At 63.5% G+C, this 21,213-nt stretch carries 20 protein-coding genes and 1 tRNA gene; 12 read left to right on the forward strand and 9 right to left on the reverse strand.

Translation table 11 applies throughout. From position 1 onward, the window contains the following. Positions 1–40: 40 nt before the first annotated feature. Entirely contained in the window at positions 41–2,722 is a 2,682-nt protein-coding gene (locus tag LZ536_RS10530; protein ID WP_249848749.1) for a putative bifunctional diguanylate cyclase/phosphodiesterase, read from the forward strand. A gap of 40 nt (positions 2,723–2,762) precedes the next feature. Here the strand turns inward: LZ536_RS10530 and LZ536_RS10535 are convergent, their stop codons facing one another. Then, positions 2,763–4,559, reverse strand: a complete 1,797-nt coding sequence (locus LZ536_RS10535) for an acyl-CoA dehydrogenase C-terminal domain-containing protein (RefSeq protein WP_249848750.1) — start codon at positions 4,557–4,559, stop codon at positions 2,763–2,765. Between the two features lie 149 nt (positions 4,560–4,708). Between LZ536_RS10535 and purF the strand changes: the two genes are divergently transcribed. Together purF and LZ536_RS10545 are read left to right on the forward strand one after the other, a co-directional pair. Beyond that, positions 4,709–6,154 (forward strand): amidophosphoribosyltransferase, encoded by a 1,446-nt coding sequence (gene purF / locus LZ536_RS10540; RefSeq protein WP_249848751.1) that lies wholly within the window; start codon positions 4,709–4,711, stop codon positions 6,152–6,154. A gap of 10 nt (positions 6,155–6,164) precedes the next feature. Then, positions 6,165–6,881, forward strand: a complete 717-nt coding sequence (locus tag LZ536_RS10545; protein ID WP_249848752.1) for an SDR family NAD(P)-dependent oxidoreductase — start codon at positions 6,165–6,167, stop codon at positions 6,879–6,881. Here LZ536_RS10545 and LZ536_RS10550 read toward each other — a convergent pair. The 4 genes from LZ536_RS10550 to LZ536_RS10565 all read right to left on the reverse strand — a co-directional run bounded on the left by LZ536_RS10550 (position 6,878) and on the right by LZ536_RS10565 (position 12,286). Further along, positions 6,878–8,125: an SAM-dependent methyltransferase gene (locus LZ536_RS10550; RefSeq protein WP_249848753.1), complete on the reverse strand. Its 1,248-nt coding sequence runs from the start codon at positions 8,123–8,125 to the stop codon at positions 6,878–6,880. The genes LZ536_RS10545 and LZ536_RS10550 overlap by 4 nt on opposite strands. Positions 8,126–8,135: 10 nt before the next feature. Further along, a complete protein-coding gene (locus LZ536_RS10555; protein WP_249848754.1) occupies positions 8,136–9,107 on the reverse strand; it encodes a metal-dependent hydrolase in 972 nt (323 codons plus the stop codon). 14 nt (positions 9,108–9,121) lie between these two features. Further along, positions 9,122–10,132: a 2-oxoacid:ferredoxin oxidoreductase subunit beta gene (locus LZ536_RS10560; protein WP_249848755.1), complete on the reverse strand. Its 1,011-nt coding sequence runs from the start codon at positions 10,130–10,132 to the stop codon at positions 9,122–9,124. Between the two features lie 276 nt (positions 10,133–10,408). Beyond that, positions 10,409–12,286, reverse strand: coding sequence for a 2-oxoacid:acceptor oxidoreductase subunit alpha (locus LZ536_RS10565; RefSeq protein WP_249848756.1), 1,878 nt, complete (start codon positions 12,284–12,286; stop codon positions 10,409–10,411). A gap of 142 nt (positions 12,287–12,428) precedes the next feature. Between LZ536_RS10565 and LZ536_RS10570 the strand changes: the two genes are divergently transcribed. Together LZ536_RS10570 and LZ536_RS10575 are read left to right on the forward strand one after the other, a co-directional pair. Then, positions 12,429–13,220, forward strand: a complete 792-nt coding sequence (locus tag LZ536_RS10570; RefSeq protein WP_249848757.1) for a hypothetical protein — start codon at positions 12,429–12,431, stop codon at positions 13,218–13,220. Positions 13,221–13,229: 9 nt separating this feature from the next. Then, on the forward strand, positions 13,230–13,706 hold the full coding sequence (locus LZ536_RS10575; protein WP_249848758.1) for an RNA pyrophosphohydrolase: 477 nt from the start codon (positions 13,230–13,232) through the stop codon (positions 13,704–13,706). A gap of 3 nt (positions 13,707–13,709) precedes the next feature. Here the strand turns inward: LZ536_RS10575 and LZ536_RS10580 are convergent, their stop codons facing one another. Together LZ536_RS10580 and LZ536_RS10585 are read right to left on the reverse strand one after the other, a co-directional pair. Next, a complete protein-coding gene (locus LZ536_RS10580; protein WP_249848759.1) occupies positions 13,710–13,859 on the reverse strand; it encodes a hypothetical protein in 150 nt (49 codons plus the stop codon). A gap of 44 nt (positions 13,860–13,903) precedes the next feature. Next, positions 13,904–14,401 carry a MaoC family dehydratase gene (locus LZ536_RS10585; protein ID WP_249848760.1) on the reverse strand — a complete coding sequence of 166 codons (498 nt, stop codon included), beginning with the start codon at positions 14,399–14,401 and terminating at the stop codon, positions 13,904–13,906. A 15-nt stretch (positions 14,402–14,416) separates the two neighbouring features. Between LZ536_RS10585 and LZ536_RS10590 the strand changes: the two genes are divergently transcribed. The 7 genes from LZ536_RS10590 (at position 14,417) to LZ536_RS10620 (ending at position 19,619) form a co-directional block, all read left to right on the forward strand. Continuing rightward, positions 14,417–15,628 carry a hydrolase gene (locus LZ536_RS10590; protein ID WP_249849212.1) on the forward strand — a complete coding sequence of 404 codons (1,212 nt, stop codon included), beginning with the start codon at positions 14,417–14,419 and terminating at the stop codon, positions 15,626–15,628. Beyond that, positions 15,625–16,644, forward strand: a complete 1,020-nt coding sequence (locus LZ536_RS10595) for an arginine N-succinyltransferase (RefSeq protein ID WP_249848761.1) — start codon at positions 15,625–15,627, stop codon at positions 16,642–16,644. The genes LZ536_RS10590 and LZ536_RS10595 overlap by 4 nt, the downstream gene beginning before the upstream one ends. Further along, a complete protein-coding gene (locus LZ536_RS10600; RefSeq protein ID WP_249848762.1) occupies positions 16,641–17,894 on the forward strand; it encodes an N-succinylarginine dihydrolase in 1,254 nt (417 codons plus the stop codon). The genes LZ536_RS10595 and LZ536_RS10600 overlap by 4 nt, the downstream gene beginning before the upstream one ends. A 70-nt stretch (positions 17,895–17,964) precedes the next feature. After that, positions 17,965–18,303: a hypothetical protein gene (locus LZ536_RS13125; protein ID WP_348538838.1), complete on the forward strand. Its 339-nt coding sequence runs from the start codon at positions 17,965–17,967 to the stop codon at positions 18,301–18,303. A 17-nt stretch (positions 18,304–18,320) separates the two neighbouring features. After that, entirely contained in the window at positions 18,321–18,563 is a 243-nt protein-coding gene (locus tag LZ536_RS10610; protein ID WP_249848763.1) for a hypothetical protein, read from the forward strand. Between the two features lie 424 nt (positions 18,564–18,987). Next, positions 18,988–19,064, forward strand: a tRNA-Arg gene (locus LZ536_RS10615). A gap of 126 nt (positions 19,065–19,190) precedes the next feature. Continuing rightward, a complete protein-coding gene (locus LZ536_RS10620) occupies positions 19,191–19,619 on the forward strand; it encodes a hypothetical protein (RefSeq protein ID WP_249848764.1) in 429 nt (142 codons plus the stop codon). Here LZ536_RS10620 and LZ536_RS10625 read toward each other — a convergent pair. Both LZ536_RS10625 and hemB read right to left on the reverse strand, forming a co-directional pair. Further along, positions 19,616–20,206 carry a GNAT family N-acetyltransferase gene (locus LZ536_RS10625; protein WP_249848765.1) on the reverse strand — a complete coding sequence of 197 codons (591 nt, stop codon included), beginning with the start codon at positions 20,204–20,206 and terminating at the stop codon, positions 19,616–19,618. The genes LZ536_RS10620 and LZ536_RS10625 overlap by 4 nt on opposite strands. Next, positions 20,199–21,194 carry a porphobilinogen synthase gene (gene hemB, locus LZ536_RS10630; RefSeq protein ID WP_249848766.1) on the reverse strand — a complete coding sequence of 332 codons (996 nt, stop codon included), beginning with the start codon at positions 21,192–21,194 and terminating at the stop codon, positions 20,199–20,201. The genes LZ536_RS10625 and hemB overlap by 8 nt, the downstream gene beginning before the upstream one ends. Between the last annotated feature and the right edge of the window lie 19 nt (positions 21,195–21,213).

Raw genomic sequence — 21,213 nt, forward strand, 5'->3', positions numbered from 1 at the left:
CGCGCATATCTTCCCCGCGAGTCTCGGTTGTGGGGAGCAGATGCGTAGGACGCAAATCGCGGTTGTGAACAAGGACACGCCGGCCGACGGCCGGATGGATTTCCGCGACCTGATGACTTTCGATCTGAAGCGCGTGTTCGACCCCGAGGAGATCGGGCTCGCGGAGTCGCGCGTTGCCACCTTCAATCACGCACCCTTGCTGCTCGCGGCAGGCCATCTAGTTTGGGGAATTACGCTTCTCGCGCAATGCATCTGCGACAGTTTCCTCAGCCAGATGATCCTGCCTATATTGCTGCTTGGCCTCGTTCTCGCGGCGGACGGCGCCTTCGCCTTCCTGCTGCGAATTCGCGCCAACCTCGAACCTCACATCGTGACCAAAGGCATCTGCGGATTTATTGCCGTGACGGGAATGCTGTGGCTCCTGTTCGTCAGCGTGGCCCATGCCCATCAAGGTATGCCCAACGATCAGGTCACTGATCAGGCGATCGGCGTCGGACTGATCATCGGGGCCCTCGTCGCAATCCAGTCGCCAGTAGCCTCGATCACCAATGCGCTGGTCGCGATCGGGTCGGCTGCGCTCATCGTCCAGGACTTCGTCCTTACGGGGGCGCTGGTCGTCATGTCGGCAGCGATCGTCACCTACAGTCTCGCCAACTCAAGGGGCGTGATCGCGGCTTCCCGCCGCCGGCGTATGCTCGCCGAAGAGGCCCGCAAGGCCTTGCACTTTGTCCATGAGTTCGAAGGCTCGGGTCGCGGCTGGTTCTGGGAAACCAACCATCTCGGCACCCTGTCCTACGTTTCACTGCAGCTTGCCGATGACTTCCATTGCGGGCGCGAAGAATTGCTCGGCCGCCAATTCACCGATTTGCTGTCGGTGGATACCAGCCATGGTGCCGGCGGCGAAGAGCACAAGACACTGGGCTTCCATCTCTCGGCTCGCTTCCCCTTCTCCGACGTCGTGGTCCGTGCCGCAACCAACGAAGACGTCCAATGGTCGCTGTCGGGCAACCCGATTTTCGACGATCACGGCCGCTTCATGGGCTTCCGGGGTATCGGCGCCGACCTCACCGAGCAACGGCGCACAGAGCAGGAAATCAGCCGCCTCGCCCGCTTTGATTCGCTGACCGGCCTGCCCAACCGGGCTATGATGCGTCAGACACTTGAAGAGGCGTTGCGCAACGCGTCCAGGCGTCAAAAGGGCTGCGCGCTGTTCCTGATCGATCTCGACCGGTTCAAGAACGTCAACGATACGCTGGGCCACCCTGTCGGCGACGCTCTCCTGCGCCAGGTAGCCGATCGACTGAAAACCGTGATGGGCAATCATGGCCAGGTCGGCCGGCTTGGCGGCGACGAATTCAAGGCAGTGCTTCCAGGCATTGTCGAAACGGGCCTGCTGGAATCGCTGGCGCGGACGCTGATCGAGCAGGTTTCGCGTCCCTACACGATCGAGGGCCATAAGATTTCAATTGGCGCTTCGGTCGGCATCGCCATTGGCGACCCGGGCCGGGCTTGTGCCGACGCCATGATCCGCAACTCCGATCTCGCCCTTTACGCGGCAAAGGCCGCTGGCCGTGGCAAGCACTGCTTTTACGAGCAATCGATGCACTCCGAAGCTTCGGACCGGCAGATCCTGGAGAACGACCTGCGCCAGGCCCTGGATCGCGGCGAGCTTTGGGTTGCCTATCAGCCGATTGTTCGCACGACCGGCGAAGATGTCTGCGGCTTCGAAGCACTCGTCCGCTGGAATCACCCGGCGCGCGGGCCGATCGGGCCCGACAAGTTCATTCCGCTCGCTGAAGAATGCGGCATGATCGAGAAAATCGGCACGTTCGTGCTGCGGACGGCTGTCAAGGACGCCGCGACCTGGCCCGACCCGGTGCGCATCGCGGTCAACCTGTCGCCGATCCAGTTCAACAATCCCAACATCGTCGAGACGATTTCGGCCGTTCTTAACGAGCATAAGCTGCGGGCCGGCCGGCTAGAGCTGGAGATCACCGAGGGCGTCTTCCTTGCCGATAACAGCGCGACCGACGAGACGTTCGCCAACCTGAAGGCACTCGGTGTTCGATTGGCGCTAGACGATTTCGGTACCGGTTATTCGTCGCTCGGCTATTTAAAAAAGGCGCCCTTCGACAAGATCAAGATCGACCAGAGCTTCGTTCGCGGTGCCGCGTCTACGGGTAGCCGGAACTCGGCCATCATCCGCGCCATTGTCAGCTTGGCCGAAAGTCTGGGGATGGACACCACGGCCGAAGGCGTCGAAACCCATGATGACCTCCAGCTCATCCGCGAGCTCGGCGTCAGCCAGGTCCAGGGCTTCATTTTCGGGCGGCCCGGCGATGCGACGGCTGCCGCTGAATATGCCTCTAGCGCAACCATCGAGGCCGACGGATACAGCTGCATTCGCGAGCCTCGCCAGACACTGATGCGCCGCGCCATTACCATGATCAATGGCTGCACAGAGGAAATCCGGCTTCGCAATATTTCCGGCATGGGTGCGCTCGTGGAATGCTCCGCCCCGGTTGCGCCAGGGACGCATCTGACACTCGACATCGTCGGCGTCGGCCCAGTGACGGGCAGTGTCCGCTGGGCTCAGTCGAGCCGCTTCGGAATGCAGTTCGACGAACCGTTCGACCTGTCGCGGCTCACTCCCAAGCGCGAGAAATCAAGCGGCCAGCCGGTGCTCCGGCCCTGGTACGTCGACCGGGCGGTCGGCGAGTAGCAAGCGAGCAAGTCATGCCGGGGGCATGACGCGCGGCTTGCTAGAAGGCTTCGACCGGAAGCGCCATCACGCTTTCGGCACCCGCCTCGACCTTTTTGCGGAGTGCACTCGCAGTGACCAGCTCGCGCTGAGCGTAGAAGCGGGCAGTGGCGATCTTGGTCTCATGGAAGGCGCGGTCTTCTCCGGAATCGTCCTTCAGACGGTCAGAGGCACCGGCCATTTTCAGCCACATCCAGCCGAGCGAGACCAACCCCATCAACTGCATGTAGGCATAAGCTCCGGCACCGGCGTTGTCCGGGTCGGCCATGCCGTTTTGCGCCAGCCACATGGTCGCCGATTGCAACTGCCCGACGGCCGCTTCGAGAGGAGCGGCGACACCCGCCGGATCGCCCGCTGCTCGGGCGTCGGCGATATCGCGCCCTACGGTTTCAAAGAATAAGCGCACAGCGCGCCCGCCGTTCTGCGCAAGCTTGCGGCCCACCAGGTCCATCGCCTGAACGCCATTCGTCCCCTCGTAAATCTGGGCAATGCGAGCGTCGCGGACGAACTGCTCCATTCCCCATTCGCGAATGTAGCCGTGGCCGCCGAACACCTGCTGGCCGTTGACCGCCGCCTCGAACCCCTTGTCGGTCAGGTAGCCTTTGATGACTGGCGTCAGCAGCGAAACCAGATCGTCGGCCGACTGCCGCTCCGCCTCGTCCGGCGACTTGCGCGACAGGTCGACCTGCATCGCACCCCAGAGGATCAACGCGCGCGCGGCCTCGTTGAAGGCTTTCGCCTCCATGAGCATGCGGCGAACGTCCGGGTGGACAAAGAGACTATCGGCCTTGGCGTCGGGGTCGCGATTTTCAGGCTTTAGTGCCCGGCCCTGCCTCCGATCCTTCGCATAGGCCACCGCGTTCTGGTAAGCGACTTCGCCCTGCGCGAGCCCCTGCAGGCCGACGCCCAGCCTGGCGGCGTTCATCATGATGAACATCGCCTGGAGCCCTTTCTCGGGCTCGCCGACCAAGTACCCGGTCGCCCCGTCGTAGTTGAGCACGCAGGTCGAATTGCCGTGAATACCCATCTTGTGCTCGATCGAGCCGCAGCTGACCGCGTTGCGCGGGCCCAGCGAGCCGTCCGCATTCACCAGGAACTTGGGGACGATGAAAAGCGAAATGCCTTTGACGTTGTCCGGCGCGCCGGCGATTTTCGCGATCACCATGTGGATGATATTTTCTGAGAGGTCGTGCTCGCCCGACGAGATGAAGATCTTCGTTCCGGTGAGCTTGTAGCTGCCATCGTCCTGCGGCTCGGCACGTGTCTTCATGAGACCAAGATCGGTCCCGCAATGCGGCTCGGTCAAGTTCATGGTGCCGGTCCATTTTCCCGACACCATGTTCGGCAAATAGGTGGTCTTTTGCTCGTCCGAACCCTTGACCACTAAGGAGGCGATCGCGCCCTGGGTCAGGCCGTTGTACATCTCGAAGCTGTGGTTCGACGAGCAGAGATACTCTGCAATCGCGGTCGAGAGGATGTGCGGCAGCCCCTGCCCGCCAAATTCCTGCGGCGCCGACAGGGTCGTCCAGCCGTTGGCAACGAACTGGTCCCAGGCATCCTTGAACCCCGGCGGCGTCGTCACCGACCCGTCGTCATGGCGGACACAGCCATTCTCGTCGCCGACCCGGTTCAATGGTTGGAGCACTTCCTCGCAGAAGCGGCCGCCCTCGGTCAGGATCGCCTCGACCATGTCAGGCGTCGCGTCGGCGAATCCAGGCAGGTTCGAATAATTCTGAAGGCCGACGATGTGATCGATGACGTAGCGCGTGTCGCGGACTGGGGCGGTGTAGCTGGGCATGTCCGTTCCTCGTTGAAGGTCGTCCCGCACTCAAGGCGAATTGACAGCGGAGTCAATAAGGGCCGCGGCCTTCAACCTGGGTTCAGGCCAAGGGCGACAAATGGCGAACCCTCCCCTATATGACGGAAAAGCTGGGATTCGCGGGCAAAATGCTGACAACTAATCCGTTTGACGACGACAAGCTGCACGAGGAGTGCGGCATTTTCGGCATTTGGGCCGCCGACGACGCCGCGAGCTTCGTCGCATTGGGTCTCCATGCCCTTCAGCACCGCGGCCAGGAAGCCGCCGGCATCACCAGCTTCGACGGCAAGCATTTCCATTCGCATCGCGCGATGGGCCATGTCGCCGGCAACTTCGATCGCGACGATGTCATCCGAAAGTTATCGGGGCGCGCAGCCATCGGCCACGTCCGCTATTCGACGACGGGCGAATCTGGCCTGCGGAACATCCAGCCGCTATTTGCAGATTTGGCCGAGGGTGGGTTTGCGGTCGCGCACAACGGCAATCTATCCAACGCGCTGACGCTTCGGAAGACGCTCAACCGCCGCGGCTCGATTTTCCAGTCGAGCAGCGACACGGAGGTCATTATCCACCTCGTCGCGACCTCCAGCTACTCGACCCAGCTTGATCGCCTGACCGATGCCCTGAACCAGGTCGAAGGCGCTTACGCCTTGGTCGTCCTGACGGAACAAGGCCTTGTCGCCTGCCGCGACCCGCTTGGCATCCGGCCGTTGGTCATGGGCAGGCTCGGCCATTCAACAATTTTCGCGTCGGAGACGGTCGCGCTCGACGTCATCGGGGCGAAGTTCGTCCGAGAAGTCGAGCCGGGTGAGGTGGTGCTGATCAACGACGATGGCCTGCGGTCATTCAAACCGTTCGCCAAGGCGGCGGCGCGGCCCTGCATCTTCGAGCACGTTTATTTCTCGCGGCCCGATAGCATCATCGAGGGCTCGTCGGTTTACGAAGTCCGCAAAAACATCGGCGCTGAGCTGGCCCGCGAAGCCCCGGTAGATGCAGATTATGTCGTCCCTGTCCCCGACAGTGGTGTGCCCGCAGCGCTCGGTTTCAGCCAGGAATCGGGCATCCCATTCGAACTGGGCATTATCCGTTCACACTATGTCGGCCGGACCTTCATCCAGCCGAGCCAGGACGTCCGCCACTTGGGCGTCAAACTGAAGCACAACGCCAATTCTGCTTTGATCCAGGGCAAGAAGATTGTCCTGATCGACGACAGCATCGTTCGTGGCACTACATCCGTGAAGATCGTGCAGATGATGCGCGATGCAGGCGCCCGAGAAGTTCATATGCGGATTGCCTCGCCGCCGACCAAGCATAGCTGCTTCTACGGCGTCGACACGCCGGAACGCGCGAAACTCCTTGCGGCACAGATGAATGTCGAGGCGATGCGCGACTATATCAATGCCGACAGCCTGGCCTTCATTTCGATCGACGGCCTCTACCGCGCGCTCGGCGACACCCGTGATGGACAGAATCCTCAAAGATGCGATGCCTGCTTCACCGGCGACTATCCGACGGCCTTGACCGACGTCGGCGGCAAAGACTCCGGCTCGCTTTCGCTGGTCGCCTCGCGCTAGAGGCGCGGCCATGACTGATTCGAAGCCTCTCGCCGGCAAGCTGGCGCTCGTTACCGGTGCCAGCCGCGGTATCGGCGCCGCCACCGCCGAAGCCCTCGCCGAAGCAGGCGCGCATGTCATCCTTGTCGCCCGGACAGGCAAGGCGCTGGAAGATGTCGAGGAGCGCATTCACAACGCCGGCGGCAGCGCCACCATCGCACCGCTCGATATTACCGACGGCGAGTCCATCGCCAAGCTGGCCGCCGCAGTCGCGGGACGCTGGCAGGCGCTGGACGTGCTCGTCCTCAATGCCGCGATGCTCGGCTCGCTGACCCCGGTCGAGCATATCGATGCCAAGGAATATAGCCGGCTCATCGCCACCAACCTGCTGGCGCCTCAAGCGTTGATCGCGGCCTTCGACCCCATGCTGCGCCATGCCGAGCGGGCCGATCTAGTGGCCGTGACTTCGTCGGTCGGCAGTGAGCCTCGCGCTTTCTGGGGTGCCTACGGCAGCAGCAAGGCAGCGCTCGAGACACTGGTCCTGTCCTATGCCGACGAGACCGAGCATGTCGGCAGGATCAAGGTCCATGTCGTCGATCCCGGAGCCACCCGCACCCGCATGCGGCAGCTGGCGTTTCCCGGCGAGGAGCCCTCATCGGTGAAGCCGCCGGAAGTCGTGGCCAAGGCGATCCTCGAGCGTGTGATGGCGGATGCCATCACCGGCGAACGCATCCGGGTCGAAGCCTAGCCCTTCACCATCGTGACCTGGGCGACGTCGATGCCGCCGCCACGGAAGCCGCCCTCGCAATACATCAAATAGTAGCGCCAGAGGCGGCGGAACTCCTCGGCGAAATCGTCGAGGCGGCCGCGCCTGGCAGCGGCGTCGAAGCGCTGACGCCAGGCCTTCAGCGTTTCGGCGTAGTGCTGGCCGTAGCCGATGCGGCCCTCCCAGCTGAGGTCATGCGCGCCGGCAATGGCAGCGAAGCGCGGCTCGTGAACCAGCATGCCGCCGGGGAAGATGTAGGTCTGGATGAAGTCCGGGCTGGCGGCATAGGCGTCGAATAGAGCGGGATCGATCGAGATAAGCTGTAACGCCGCGCGGCCGCCCTCCGGTAACGCTCGGCTGATGGCGGCGAGATAGTCGTCCCAATATTCCTGACCGACCGCCTCGACCATTTCGACCGAGGCGACGGCGTCGAAGCGTTCATCGAGTTCGCGATAATCGGCGAGACGGATTTCAACCTTGTCGGTCAGTCCTGCCTTTTTCATCCTCTTGTCGGCGTAGGCCTTTTGCTCCTCCGAAAGGGTGAGACCGACGACCTCGACCCCGTAATCGCGGGCGGCGATCTCGGCGAGGCTTCCCCAGCCGCAACCGATCTCGAGCAGGCGCTGGCCAGGTTTCAATTGAAGGCGATCGAGCAGCAGGTGAATCTTGCGCGCCTGAGCTTCTTCGAGGCTGTCGCCATCCTCGAACGCCGCGCTCGAATAGGTCATGCTCTTGTCGAGCCAGGCCGAGTAGAAGTCATTGCCCAGGTCGTAGTGCGCCTGGATGTTTTTGCGGGCTCCGAGCGGAGTGTTCTTGCGCACCGCATGCGCCGCGCGGTTGGCCAGCTTGAACAAGCCCTTGGCGCGGCCGATCTGCCCCAGTGAGCGGCCGTTGCGCATGAAGAGGTCGAAGAGCGGCACCGGGTCCGGGCTCTGCCACTCGCCCTTGAGCCAGGCATTGTACCAGCCGACCGAGCCCGATGTGGCGAGTCGCAGCATCGCCCGCCAGCTGTTCAGCCGCACGATTGCCACCGGGCCGTCTGTCCGGAAGCCCAGGCGGCGACGTGAACCGTCCGGCAATGTGGCGTCGATGCCACCGGTCAGCAGGCCGGCATCGATCCTGTCGAGGACAACCCGAAACGCCGGCGCAAGCGGCTTCAGCAATGCCAGCCCGCCGGTCGCAAAGCGTCGGTCGGCCCGGACCAGATGTTCGCCACGCGTGCTCATCGGCGCCGAACTATGAACGCCGACGCGAATTGTCGAGGCACGCGCCGGGAATCGCGATCACTGCTTCTCGCGCCAGCCGCGAGCGCTTGCCTTCGCCGTAGCGGGCGTCGCCAATGGTCACGCGCGCCAAGCATTTGCCGCGGGTCACATCCGCTTGCGGCAGGATCGACCATTTCAGAAACTTGGCAAGCGAAGGATCAGTGCGGACGGCGAAGCGAACCAGAGGATCAGCCATGTTCGTCGGCTCGCAGGCCTTGCTGGCCGTGAAACCCTGGCCGAACAGATCGTAACGGGCGCGACCGTAGCAATGGTCCTCCCGCCAGACGATGTCGCGGCGCCATGACCAGAAGGGCGGGGGCGAGGCGAAGATTGATTGCGCTTGGGGTCGGAGCGCGCGGACGGCGGAATCGGCACGCTCGGTGATCAGCAGGTTGGCACCGATGTAGGCGATGACGATGGCGATGGCGATTTGCGGAATGCGCCGCCACGGCCGGCGCTTCTTCTCCCTGCGCTTCGACCAGAAGATCGCCCCGCCAAGGACCAGCCAAATCCAGACGTCGATAATGAACAGGCCGTCGGCGTGATACCAGGACCGCGACAATGGGGAGAAAAGCTGGATCGAATAGGTGGTCAGCAGGTCCAGGAGCGGATGGGTCAGCGCCCCCAAATAAGCGAGCGCCACGAGCCAGCCGAAATGCATCGGCAGTCCGCTCTTGAACGCCGTGCCACGACCCAATTGCCAGCGGTCGAGCAGCCAGAGCAGTCCGGCCAGCACCGGCGGCAGGAACAGCACGCCGCCGACCAGCCCGTGGGTGAAGCCACGATGGATGGCGAGCGGATCCCACGGCGCATTGCCGAAGAAGACGTCAATGTCAGGCATGTTGGCGCCAAGAATCAGTGCCGCCAGGCCTTTTCGCGAGCGCGTCTTCAGCCCGGCCTGGCCCAGCGCCCAGCCGGCCAACGAATGGGTGATGTTGTCCACTGAGGGCTAGGCGGTCAGAGCTCGCGCGGTTCCTTGCCGACCATCCAGCTCTGGCCCTTGGAGACTAGGGCCTGAAGGTCCGGCTTCTTGCCTTCGGAAACCTTGGCGTTCTGCTCGGCGACGGCGCTGTCGAAGGTCGGCGCGGGGCTTTCGTAAATGACGCCCAAGGCCATAGGGAAGCTTTCCGGCATGGCGATCAGCATGGCGGCGATGCCCTTGTTGCGCGGGTCGTGGACGATGACGGCGGGATCGTCGGCCTCGACGACCTTCAGGGCCAGCCGTTCGACATCAAGCGCGAGGCCCTTTGTGCCGTTGGCGAACAGCATCTTCTCGCCGGCCTTGAGCCAGAGCTGTTTGTCGGCGGCGACTTCGCGGTTGGTGAATCCGGCGAAGACGTCGTCATTATAGACGACGCAATTCTGGTAGATTTCAACGAAGCTCGCGCCCCTGTGGGCGTGCGCCGCCTTGAGGACGTCGGGCAGGTTCTTGTGGACGTCGATGCCGCGGGCAACGAAGCGCGCGCCCGAGCCAAGCGCGAACATGCAAGGCGTCACTGGCCGGTCGACGGAGCCGAAAGGCGTCGATGGCGAGCGCGTGCCGACGCGGCTGGTCGGCGAATATTGGCCCTTGGTCAGGCCGTAGATCTCATTGTTGAAGAGCAGGATCTGGCAGTCGAGGTTGCGGCGCAGGATGTGCATCGTGTGATTGCCGCCGATGCTGAGCGCGTCGCCGTCGCCGGTGATGATCCAGACGTCGAGCTCCGGGTTTGCGAGCTTGATGCCGGTCGCGAAGGCCGGGGCGCGGCCGTGGATGGTGTGGAAGCCGTAGCTCGACATGTAATAGGGAAAGCGGCTGGAGCAGCCGATGCCGCTGACGAACACCGTCTTTTCGCGCGCGACGCCGAGGTCCGGCATCGTCCGCTGCACGGCCTTCAGGACCGCATAATCGCCGCAGCCCGGACACCAGCGGACCTCCTGGTCGCTTGCCCAGTCCTTGGCGGTCGTGATTGTCGTCATTTCATTCATGTCAGATACCCACCGAGCCAGGCGATCAAAAACACCACTGCGGCCAGCAGCGCGATCAGCGGCCATGCGTTGATCGGTTTCATGCGTGCGAGCCCCTGCTTAAAGTCACAAAGGTCGCAAAAGTCTTGGGATGAGGCGCCATTTTGGGCCCCTGCAGCTCCCCGGCGCAGGCCGGGGTCCAGGAGCGCGAAGCGCTTTCCGCTATCTGGTTGGCCAGGTGAACGCTGCTGCGCAGCGTCCTGGGCCCCGGCCTGCGCCGGGGAACACGAAACCCCGTCATTTCAGCGCCTCCGAAATCGCCGCTTCAATCTCGGCGATGGTGAAGGGCTGGCCGCTGACCTTCGGCAGTGATTTCGCGTCCACCAGGAACTGGTCGCGGAGCAAAGTCTTGAGCTGGCCAGTGTTCATCTCGGGCACGAGGATATGCTCGAAGCCTTTGAGTAGGACAGCCATGTTTTTCGGCATCGGCCAGATGTGGCGGATGTGGACATGGGCGACGTCGAGCCCCTTGCCGCGGGCGCGGCGGACGGCCTGGTGGATCGGCCCGTAGGTGGAACCCCAGCCGACGATCGCGAGCTTCGCTCCGGCCTCGCCCAGGCAAACGTCCTGGTCGGGAATGGAATCGGCGACGCCGTCGACCTTGGCGGCGCGGATGCGGGTCATTTCCGCATGGGCTTCCGGCGAATAGTCGATGTTGCCGCTGCCCGGCGCCTTCTCGATGCCGCCGATGCGATGTTCGAGGGCGGGAGTGCCCGGCTTGATCCACGGCCGTGCCAGTTCGTCGTTGCGGGCGTAGGGCATGACCCCCTCGCCTTCCGCGGGCGCCTTGTCGAAGAAGCTGACCGGGAATGGCGCGAACTTGCTGGTGTCCGGCACTTTCCACGGTTCGGCGGCATTGGCGATGTAGCCGTCGGTCAGCAGCATCACTGGCGTCATGTAGCGGGTGGCGATGCGGCAAGCCTCGATCGCGCATTCGAATGCGTCCGAAGGCGAGCGGGCAGCGATGACCGGCAGCGGCGCATCGGCATTACGGCCATAGACCGCCTGGTAGAGGTCGGACTGCTCCGTCTTGGTCGGCAGGCCGGTCGAAGGCCCGCCGCGCTGCGAATTGACGACGATCAGCGGCAGCTCGGTCATGATCGCAAGGCCGATGGCCTCGGTCTTCAAGGCAATGCCCGGGCCTGAAGATGAAGTGACACCAAGCTGCCCGGCATAGGAGGCGCCGATAGCAGCGCAGACGGCGGCAATCTCGTCTTCCGCCTGGAAGGTGGTGATGCCGAACTCCTTGAGCCGCGACAGATGGTGCAGCAGCGGCGAGGCCGGGGTGATCGGATAGGAACCGAAGAACATGTCGAGCCCGGCAAGCTGCGCGCCCGCGACCAGGCCGATGCTGAGCGCCTCGGCGCCGGTGACGGTCCGATAGAGGCCGGGCTCGGCTGGCGCGGCGTCGAGATGATGCTTGTGGACGCCGCCCATCTCGGTCGTCTCGCCATAGGCGTGACCGGCGTTTAAAGCAGCGATATTGGCTTCGGCGAGTTCCGGAGCCTTGGCGAACTTGGACTTCAGCCAGTCGACAATCGGCTCGCGGTCGCGGTCGAACATCCAGAGTGCCAGCCCCAGCGTCCACATATTCTTGCAGCGCAGGGCCTCCTTGTTGCCGAGGCCGAACGGCTTCACGGCATCGAGGGTCAGCTGCGAGATATTGAAATGGACGAGCTGCCACTTGGCGAGGCTGCCGTCCTCCAGCGGATTCTGGTCATAGCCGGCCTTGGCCAAGTTGCGGGCGGTGAATTCGCCCTCGTCGGCGATGATCAGGCCGCCCTCACGTAGCGCCTTGACGTTCACCTTTAGCGCCGCCGGGTTCATGGCGATGAGGACGTCGGGCTGGTCGCCGGCCGTATCGATCGCGCAGCTGCCGAAATTGATCTGGAAGGCGGAGACGCCGAAGGTCGTGCCCTGCGGGGCGCGGATTTCCGCCGGAAAATCGGGGAAGGTCGCGAGGTCGTTGCCGGCAAGCGCTGTCGAAAGCGTGAACTGCCCGCCCGTCAGCTGCATACCGTCGCCGCTATCGCCCGCGAAGCGGACGACGACGGCTTCCTGGGGTGGATGTGCCTCGGATTCCTCCGGGGTCAGAACATGGGTCGCTGTGGCCACGAGCGAAACTACCTTACGCCTTAGGTTTTGATTTTGCGCCCTACTTAGGCCTGTCGCCCGCCAATCGCCACCTTTTCGTCAGGAAATGACGGAGTGCGGGCGAGTTGCGGAGTTGCTACAAGGCGCGCGGGGGGAACAGCCGATGATCCTGCGTCGCCTGACCGAAAACTTGCGCGGCCAGAACTGGACCGCCATCACCATCGAATTCCTGATTGTCGTCACCGGCGTCTTCATCGGCACGCAGGTGTCCAACTGGAACCAGGAGCGACTGGAAAAGCAGGCGACGAAGCGAATGCTCGACCAGCTTCAGCCGGAGTTGCGGAGCCAACTGGAGTTCTTCGATGGCGTCACAATCTATTTTGCGACTAGCAGGCGGTATGCTGATGAAGCGTTTGCCGGTTGGAGAGGCGACCCGACCATAAGCGACGAGCGCTTCGTTATTGCAGCCTACCAAGCCAGCCAGATTACGGGGATCGCCATCAATCCCGACAGCTGGGCGCTGACCTTCGGCGGTTCGCAGCTCCGCGACATCGAGGACCCGAAGATTCGCCGCAATCTCGAGCTGACGCTGACGGCGGACTATGCGCCCGTCGAGTTTACTGCGGTCGCCACTCGATATCGCGAGCAGGTGCGCCACGTCATACCGATCGATATTCAAGACAAGGTTCGCATCGAATGCGGCGACCGCAACGTACCCGGGAAAGAGGGCGCAATCCTCATCGTGCTTCCGACAACATGCGCGACGAAGATCGAACCCGCGGTCGCGCACCAGATCGCCTCAGCCTTGCGTGCAAGGCCCGACCTCGTGGGCGAACTACAGTGGCATCTGGCAGCGATTGCAACCTTCATGGCGAATGTGGAAACACTTTCCATGCCCATACGCGAACTGGAAAAGGAGCTGGCCGCCACTTCCGTGCCGGCGAAAGCCAGCTAGAAGACCAAAATGCCCAAGAACGACGAAAATCGCTACCGACGCGGCGTCGGCGTCATGCTGCTCAACAGTCATGGCAAGGTGTTTGTGGGGGCACGTATCGATAACACGGATGAGGCCTGGCAGATGCCGCAAGGTGGGATCGACAAGGCCGAGGACCCCTGGGACACCGCGCTGCGCGAACTGGAGGAGGAGACTGGAATCTCGCCGCAGCTCGTCGAGCGGGTTACGGTCTGTCCCGAGCGGCTTAAGTACGACCTTCCGGTCCAGCTCAGGACCAAATTATGGGGCGGCAAGTGGATCGGGCAGGACCAGGACTGGTATTTATGCCGCTTCCTTGGTCAGGATAGCGACGTGAATATCGCCACCAAACATCCCGAATTCCGGGCCTGGAAGTGGATTGAGCCAAGTCAGCTTCCCGAGTTGATCGTGCCGTTCAAGCGACCGCTCTATGAACAACTCCTCGCCGAATTCGCGGAGTATCTCTGAGCGCTACTTCTTCTGGTCGGCGGTGAAGAAACCGATGCCGCCGCCGAGGATCGCGCCCGCGATCGGGCCGATGAACGGCAGCGGGATGGCAATGACCGCACCGATGGCCGCCGCAATCGCCGCGCGCTTCGCAACCGGGTTCTCGAACATCATCTGTCCTCCTTCATGTGTATTATAGTGATAATACACATCGGAGTCTAGGTCTGGGGGCGCTTGAAAACCGGCATCTTGACGGTGAAGACCTGGACCGCCTCGCCTTCCTGGTCGCGAGTTTCGTTGCGCATCGCAACCATCGCCATGTTCGGCTTGGACCGTGACGGCTTGATGTCCGTGATTTCGCTAAACACACGAAGCGTCATTCCAGGTCGCGTCGGCTTCGGCCAGGCCAGTTCCAGCTGCGCGCCGACCAGCCCATCGGCAAAGGGCGTGCTTTCCACCAGCATGCGCATGGTGAGTGCTGCGGTGTGCCAGCCGCTGGCCGCCAGCGAACCGAACAAAGTGCCGCGAGCCCCCTCTTCGCTGAGGTGGAAGGGTTGCGGATCGAACTCTTTGGCGAAAGCCACGATCTGCTCGGAATCGATGTGGTGCGGCGCGCTTTCGAAACGCTGACCGACATGAAGGTCTTCGAGGTAGAGCGGGTTGTGCATGGATGAGTCCGGATTGGGGCCGTCAGTGTAGCCTTCGCTCCGGAGCACGGCTAGAGCATGGCCATGGGGGCGCTCAGCAGCACGGAACAGGACGCGGTCGAAACGGCATCGGCGGAACCGATGCTGGCGCAGGTCGAGGCTTGGGCGCCGGTCAACAGCGGAACCGGCAACCTCGAGGGCCTGGAGGTCATGGCAGGCCTGCTTGGCGATGCCTTCTCAGCCTTGCCCGGCAAGCTGAACCTCGATGACGCGAGTGTCGTGGAGGCCGTCGAAGCGGACGGATCGAAACGAGCCATCGGCTACGGGAAGAATTTGCACCTGACCGTGCGGCCTGACGCGCCCGTGCAGCTGCTGCTGACCGGCCATATGGACACGGTCTTCGCCAAGGATCACCCCTTCCAGGCTTTGACCTGGCTGGAACCCGGCAAAGTGCTCGGCGGCCCGGGCGTCGCCGACATGAAAGGCGGTATCGCGGTCATGCTGGCGGCGCTGAAGGCGGTGGAAGCCAGTCCTGAACGCGGCGCCATCGGCTACGAAGTGGTCCTCAACAGCGACGAGGAAACCGGCTCGGCCGGATCGGCGGCACTGATCGCACAGGCGGCGCAGGGCAAGCGCGCGGCCCTGACCTACGAACCCGCCGCACTTCCCGACGGTACGCTGGCCGGCGCGCGTCCGGGCAGCGGCAATTTCAGTTTCGTCATCAAAGGACGCTCCGCCCATGCCGGGCGCAACCCGGAGGATGGCCGCAATGCCGTCGTCGCGGCGGCTGAACTGGCGCTGCGGTTGGCGCATTCGAAAACGCCGGGGCTCAGCATCAATCCCGCGAAAATCGACGGAGGCTCTCCCAACAATGTCGTGCCGGATCATGCGATCCTCCGCGCGAACCTCAGGCCGCTAACCGGCGACGACCAGGAAATCGCACAGCGGCTGATCGCCAATGCGGTCGAACAAGTGGCTAAGGAGCATGACGTCTACATCGAGGTCCATGGCGGATTTGGCCGGCCTCCCAAGCCGATGACCGGTGAAGCCGAAGTCCTGTTCCACCTCGTCCGCAAGGCGGGTGCCGATCTGGGCCAAGCCATTGCCTGGCAGCCGACCGGCGGCGTCTGCGACGGCAACAATATCGCCGCCTGCGGCGTGCCCGTGGTCGATACGATGGGTGTGCGCGGCGGCAAGATCCACTCGATGGAGGAATATCTGATCGTCGAAAGCCTGGCCGAGCGCGCCGCCTTGTCCGCCTTGACGATATTGCGATTGGCCGGAGGCGGCGCATGAGCTTCCGCATACGCGCGGCGCGCGAGAGCGATTATCCGGCGCTGTACGAGATGGCGAAACTGACTGGAGGCGGTTTCACCAACCTGCCCGCCGACAAGACGACGCTGCAAAACAAGCTGGCGCGAGCGGCCGAGGGCTTCGACCGCAAGGGCGAGAACCAGTCGGACGACCTTTACCTGTTCATGCTGGAAGATTTCGACAGCAAGGCCATTCGCGGCACCTGCCAGATCTTCGGCGAGGTCGGCCGCGACCGGCCTTTCTATAGCTACCGTATGTCCACGCTGACGCAGAAGAGCGAGGAACTGGGCCGTATCTTCCGCAACCAGACATTGTCGCTGTGCACCGATCTTGAAGGATCGAGCGAGGTGGGTGGGCTCTTCCTGCATCCCCACGAGCGGGCCGGAGGCCTCGGCATGTTGCTCGCCCGGTCCCGGTACTTGTTCATTAAGCAGCACCGGCCGCGCTTTGGTGCCCGGGTGCTGGCCGAATTGCGCGGCGTCATGGATCCCGCGGGCCATTCACCCTTCTGGGATGCGCTCGCCGGCCGCTTCTTCGGCATGACCTTCCCGGAAGCCGACGAGTTCAATGCCGTCCACGGCACGCAGTTCATCGCCGACCTGATGCCGAACACGCCGATCTACGTGAACATGCTGCCGGAAAGCGCCAGGGCGGTAATCGGCCAGCCGCACCCGACGGGCCGCGCGGCGTTGAAGATGCTGCAGGCGGAAGGCTTCGTTTGGGAATGCTACATCGATATTTTCGACGGCGGCCCGACGGTGACAGCGCCTACCGACCAAATCCGCAGCGTGCGCGAAGCCGAATGGATCAAGGTCGGCGGCAGCCACAAGGACAAGGGCGGCAAGACGATGATGGTCGCGACCGGCCAGCTGGGCAATTTTGCCGCCTGCTGGGCCCAAGTACAGATCGACGACCGCGGCGAGGCCCTGCTCGATGAAAAGGCCATGCAGATGCTCGACGTCGGCAGCGGCGACACGATCATCGCTGTTTCGCGATGATCCGCGAGATCAACTTCGATGGAATCGTCGGCCCGAGCCATAATTATGCTGGCCTGAGCCTCGGCAACCTCGCCTCGGCCCGCAACGCGGGTGAGGTCTCGCAACCCCGCGCCGCAGCACTGCAGGGCCTCGACAAGATGCGGGCGAACCTGAAGCTGGGGCTTGTCCAGGGGATCTTCGTCCCTCCTCCGCGACCCAATGACGACTGGCTTGCGAAACTCGGTACATCGATCGAGGGCGCGGACCCGGCGCTGGCCGCCAATGCCCTGTCGGCCTCGACCATGTGGGCGGCCAATGCGGCAACGGTTTCCCCGTCCCCCGACACCGCCGACGGCAAGTGCCACCTGACGGTGGCCAATTTGAAAAGCATGCCGCATCGCAGCCACGAATGGCCGGACACGCTGGCGCAGTTGCGGGTGGCGTTTGCAAGCGGCGCGTTCGCCGTCCACGACCCCGTGCCGGTGGCGTTCGGCGACGAAGGTGCGGCGAACCACATGCGGCTCGCCGGGTCGCACGGCGAGCCAGGCCTGGAAGTGTTCGTTTACGGCGTCAGCGGCGGCGCCTTTCCTGCCCGCCAGCATGTGGAAGCGTCGCGGGCCGTTGCGCGACTGCACGGGCTTGCCCCCGACCGGACAATGTTCGTCGAACAGTCGCCGGACGCGATCGCGGCAGGCGCTTTCCACAACGACGTGGTCGCGGTTGCCAACGAACGCGTGTTGTTCACGCACGAGCTTGCCTTTGCCGAGCGCGACGGATTCTTCGACCAGCTGCAAGGGCGCATGCCCGACGTCGAAATCGTCGAAGTCCCGGCAGGCGAGGTGCCGATCGAAGATGCCATCCGCTCCTATTTGTTCAACTCGCAGCTGGTAACGCCGCCCGACGGCGCGATGACCCTGGTGGCGCCGACGGAATGCCGCGAAACGCCGAGCGTTGCCGCCTGGATCGAGCGGCACCTGGCGTCGAACGGCGCCATTCGCCGCGTCGAGTACGTGGACGTCCAGCAGTCGATGGCCAATGGCGGCGGCCCGGCCTGCCTGAGACTGCGGGTTGCCTGCGAACCTGCGGATGTCGATCCACGCTTCCTCGTGGATGAGGCCAGGCTGGACCTGCTCGCGGACGTCATCAGCCGGAACTGGCCCGAGGAGATTGCGATCGCCGACCTGCAGTCTCCGGCGCTGATCGCGTCCATCCGCGCTGCGCGGACGCGTCTGCTCGAGGCGTTGAGCCTAGGCGAACTATTGTCGGGTTAATTGACACTTTACCATTTTGGTAAACGCAAAAACGGCGGAACTGCGCCATTGGCACGGCGTTTGCTTAACCATGAGCATGTTCAAGCGTCTTGGCCGCCTCTTCATCATCAAGACCCGCTTCGAGGCCTTCCTTGTCACCTATGCAATCGCGGTCGGCTCAATCGAACGCGGCCAGCATTACATGGCGCAATATCCCGGATTTGGCGGCTACCTGCTCGCCTTGGCGTGCACCGGAGTGGTCTTCCTCGCCGGCGGCAAATTGCTGGACTCGGTCAAGGCACAGCCGGTGATTGCCTCTTCCCAGGTTCCAGTGCAGCCGCGGGCACGGCGTCAGTTCAGTCGTAATCGACCCAGGTTTCGCCGCTCGGCCGCCGGCGCAAGGTCAGTCGGCTCGTCCCGCAGAGGTTGACGCCGGACCATAAGGCGGTGCCGCCGCCCGCGACCGATGCCTTCAAATCGAACGCGCAATCGGGATCGCTGAAATTGACATTGTTCGCCGCCCCGGCGCTGGCGGATGCGGATAAGGGTTTCCAGTCAGACGTGCCCGTGCGCTTGATCGAAATCGCCGACAAGGCGGCGTCGGTGCCGTTGACGAGCGTGAAGTTCGTCGCCCCCGCGAATGCCAATGTGGGCGCTGCTAAAAAAGCCAATGCGGCCAGTGCGAAATGACGCTTGCTCATGGGGCCTTTTATACGCTGAAAATCGTTGCGCCCCAAGAGGATGATTGGGCCGTTCCACAAGCGAAAAGACTCATGTGGATATTAACCATGCGTTAGGGCATGTAGCTGCATGCTTGAGTCGCTCGGGGGAGGACTCCATGGTTTCGAACTTGCGTTATTACCAACGCCGCGCGGCAGAAGAACGCATCGCCGCAGCGCGTTCTGTCACCCCTCAGGCCCGCGAGTGGCACAGCAAACTTGCCCAGGATTTCGCGGCGCGCGCAGAAGCCTGCAGCGCTCATGCCGTTAGCGCCTGAGCGCGCTTCTTTCAGAATTTTGATTGAGCTGGCGACGGGTTTCGCCGGCCATTTTGTTTTGCGTCTGACGGGGGTTGCGCAGCAAAAAGTCTCCCCCTATGTGCGCCTCTCTCCTGCGCGCCCGTAGCTCAGCTGGATAGAGCACCAGACTACGAATCTGGGGGTCAGAGGTTCGAATCCTTTCGGGCGCGCCATTTCCTTGAAGCGCATTTGCACAGGCCGTCGCGGCCCCCTAGACAGGCGCAATGCCTCGCCGCTTTGCCCTGTTTTGCCTTCTGCTTTCCGCTTGCTCGACCGGGCCTTCCGGACATGAGCCGTCATTGGCGCCGCGGGCGGCCGAGGCGATCGATCCGCGTGTGCCGATCCCGAGCGAAGTCGTGTCCGGTCCGGCAGACCCCGCGCTCGTTTCAAAGGTCATTCTGTACTACGCGCAGGCCGCACACAAAGGCGACGTCGCATTCGAGGCCGCATTGCCAAACGCCGAGCGAATGGTTGCCGCCGCCGGTCCAGCGCAGAGCGAAAGCTGGATCGCGGCTCAGCAGGCGGTGTCTGCGCTCATTGCGAGCCGGGCACCGGTCACTGAGGCCATCAGCCACCTGGACGAATTGGCGTCCTCGCAGGTGATCGCGAATGGCGGGATTCTGCCGGGCGATTTGGAAATCATCCAAGCTGCGAGCAGACTGGCGAGCACTATCGGCGATCGTGAAGCGGCGGTTATCGACCGATTGCAGAGACAACTCGCCCGCTAGACTGCCTGCCGAGGACGAAGCGCTGCCTGCCGCGCCGCCGGCCAGTCCACTGCCTCGATTTCAAAGACGATCTGCGGATTGACCTCCGGGCCGAAGCGGCCGTCGACAAAGTCGAGGTCGGCACGCCGATGCATGCCGAGGCGATGCATCAGCCCCTTGCTTTGGGCATTGGCAGCGATGGTCATGGCGATGATGCGTTCATAGCCAAAGCTGTCGAAACCGAGGTCGAGCGAGGCAATTGCCGCTTCCTTGGCAATGCCCTTGCCCCAAGCGCTTTCGCGAAGCCGCCAGCCGATTTCCGGTGTGCCGGTGAGGTCGCCCGCGCCCGGCGCATTGACGCGCTTGAGGCCGCAGAAGCCCTGGATTTCGCCGGTTGCCTTGTCTTCAACGATCCAAAAGGTGTGGCCGAAATCGCGGGTGAAGCCGCGGATGCGTTCGAAACCGGCATGCCAGGCTTCCGGATCCTGCACCCCGCCTAGGTGTCGCATGACGGCGGGCGTATTCATGATCGCGTAGAAATCGGCCTCGTCGGAGTCCCGCCAGTCGCGAAGCCGCAGCCGCTCGGTCTCGATCGCGACCTCAGCCATTGATGAGGCGGGCAGCATCCAGCGCGTGATAGGTGAGGACACCCGCGGCCCCTGCCCGCTTGAACGCCAGCAAAGTCTCGAGGATCAGCGCATCCCGCTCGCCCGCGCCGGCCGCGGCGGCATGCTCGATCATCGCATACTCGCCCGACACCTGGTAGGCGAAGGTCGGCACGCGGAACTCGCGGGCGACGGCGGCGACGATGTCGAGATAGGGCAGCCCCGGCTTCACCATCACCATGTCGGCGCCCTCGGCGAGGTCGAGCGCGACCTCGCGCAAAGCCTCGTCTCTATTGGCCGAATCCATCTGGTAGGTCTTCTTGTCGCCCTTCAGCCGGCCGAGGGACCCGACGGCTTCACGGAACGGGCCGTAGAAGGCCGAGGCATATTTGGCCGCATAGGCCATGATCGCCGTGTTGATGTGACCGCCCTGCTCCAGCGCCGAGCGGATAGCGGCGACGCGGCCGTCCATCATGTCCGACGGAGCGACGATGTCGGTGCCCGCCTCCGCCTGGACCAAAGCCTGGCCGACCAGGACCTCGGTGGTCTCGTCGTTTAGGACATAGCCCTTGGCGTCGACGATGCCGTCGTGGCCGTGGCTGGTGTAGGGATCGAGCGCGACGTCGGTAAGGACGCCGATTTCCGGTACCGCGTCCTTGATCGCCTTGATGGCACGGCACATCAGATTGTCCGGGTTGAGCGCCTCGCGGCCGTCATCGGTACGAAGTTCGTTCGGCGTGTTCGGAAACAAGGCCAGGCACGGGATGCCGGCATCTGCGGCAAGGCGCGCCTGGGCGGCCAGCCGGTCGACGCTCCACCGCGACACGCCTGGCAGCGCGCCGATCGGCTCCTCACAGGACCGACCATCGCAAATGAAGAGTGGCCAGATCAGGTCGCTCGGATGCAGGCGGTGCTCGGCGAGCATGGCGCGCATCCACGGGCTTGATCGGCCGCGACGCATGCGGACGGCGGGGAAAGAGCCTTGAGTCATGGCGACGCACTAGCGCGCG

The organism is Sphingomonas alba (assembly GCF_023516555.1).
GTDB lineage: Bacteria > Pseudomonadota > Alphaproteobacteria > Sphingomonadales > Sphingomonadaceae > Sphingomicrobium > Sphingomicrobium album.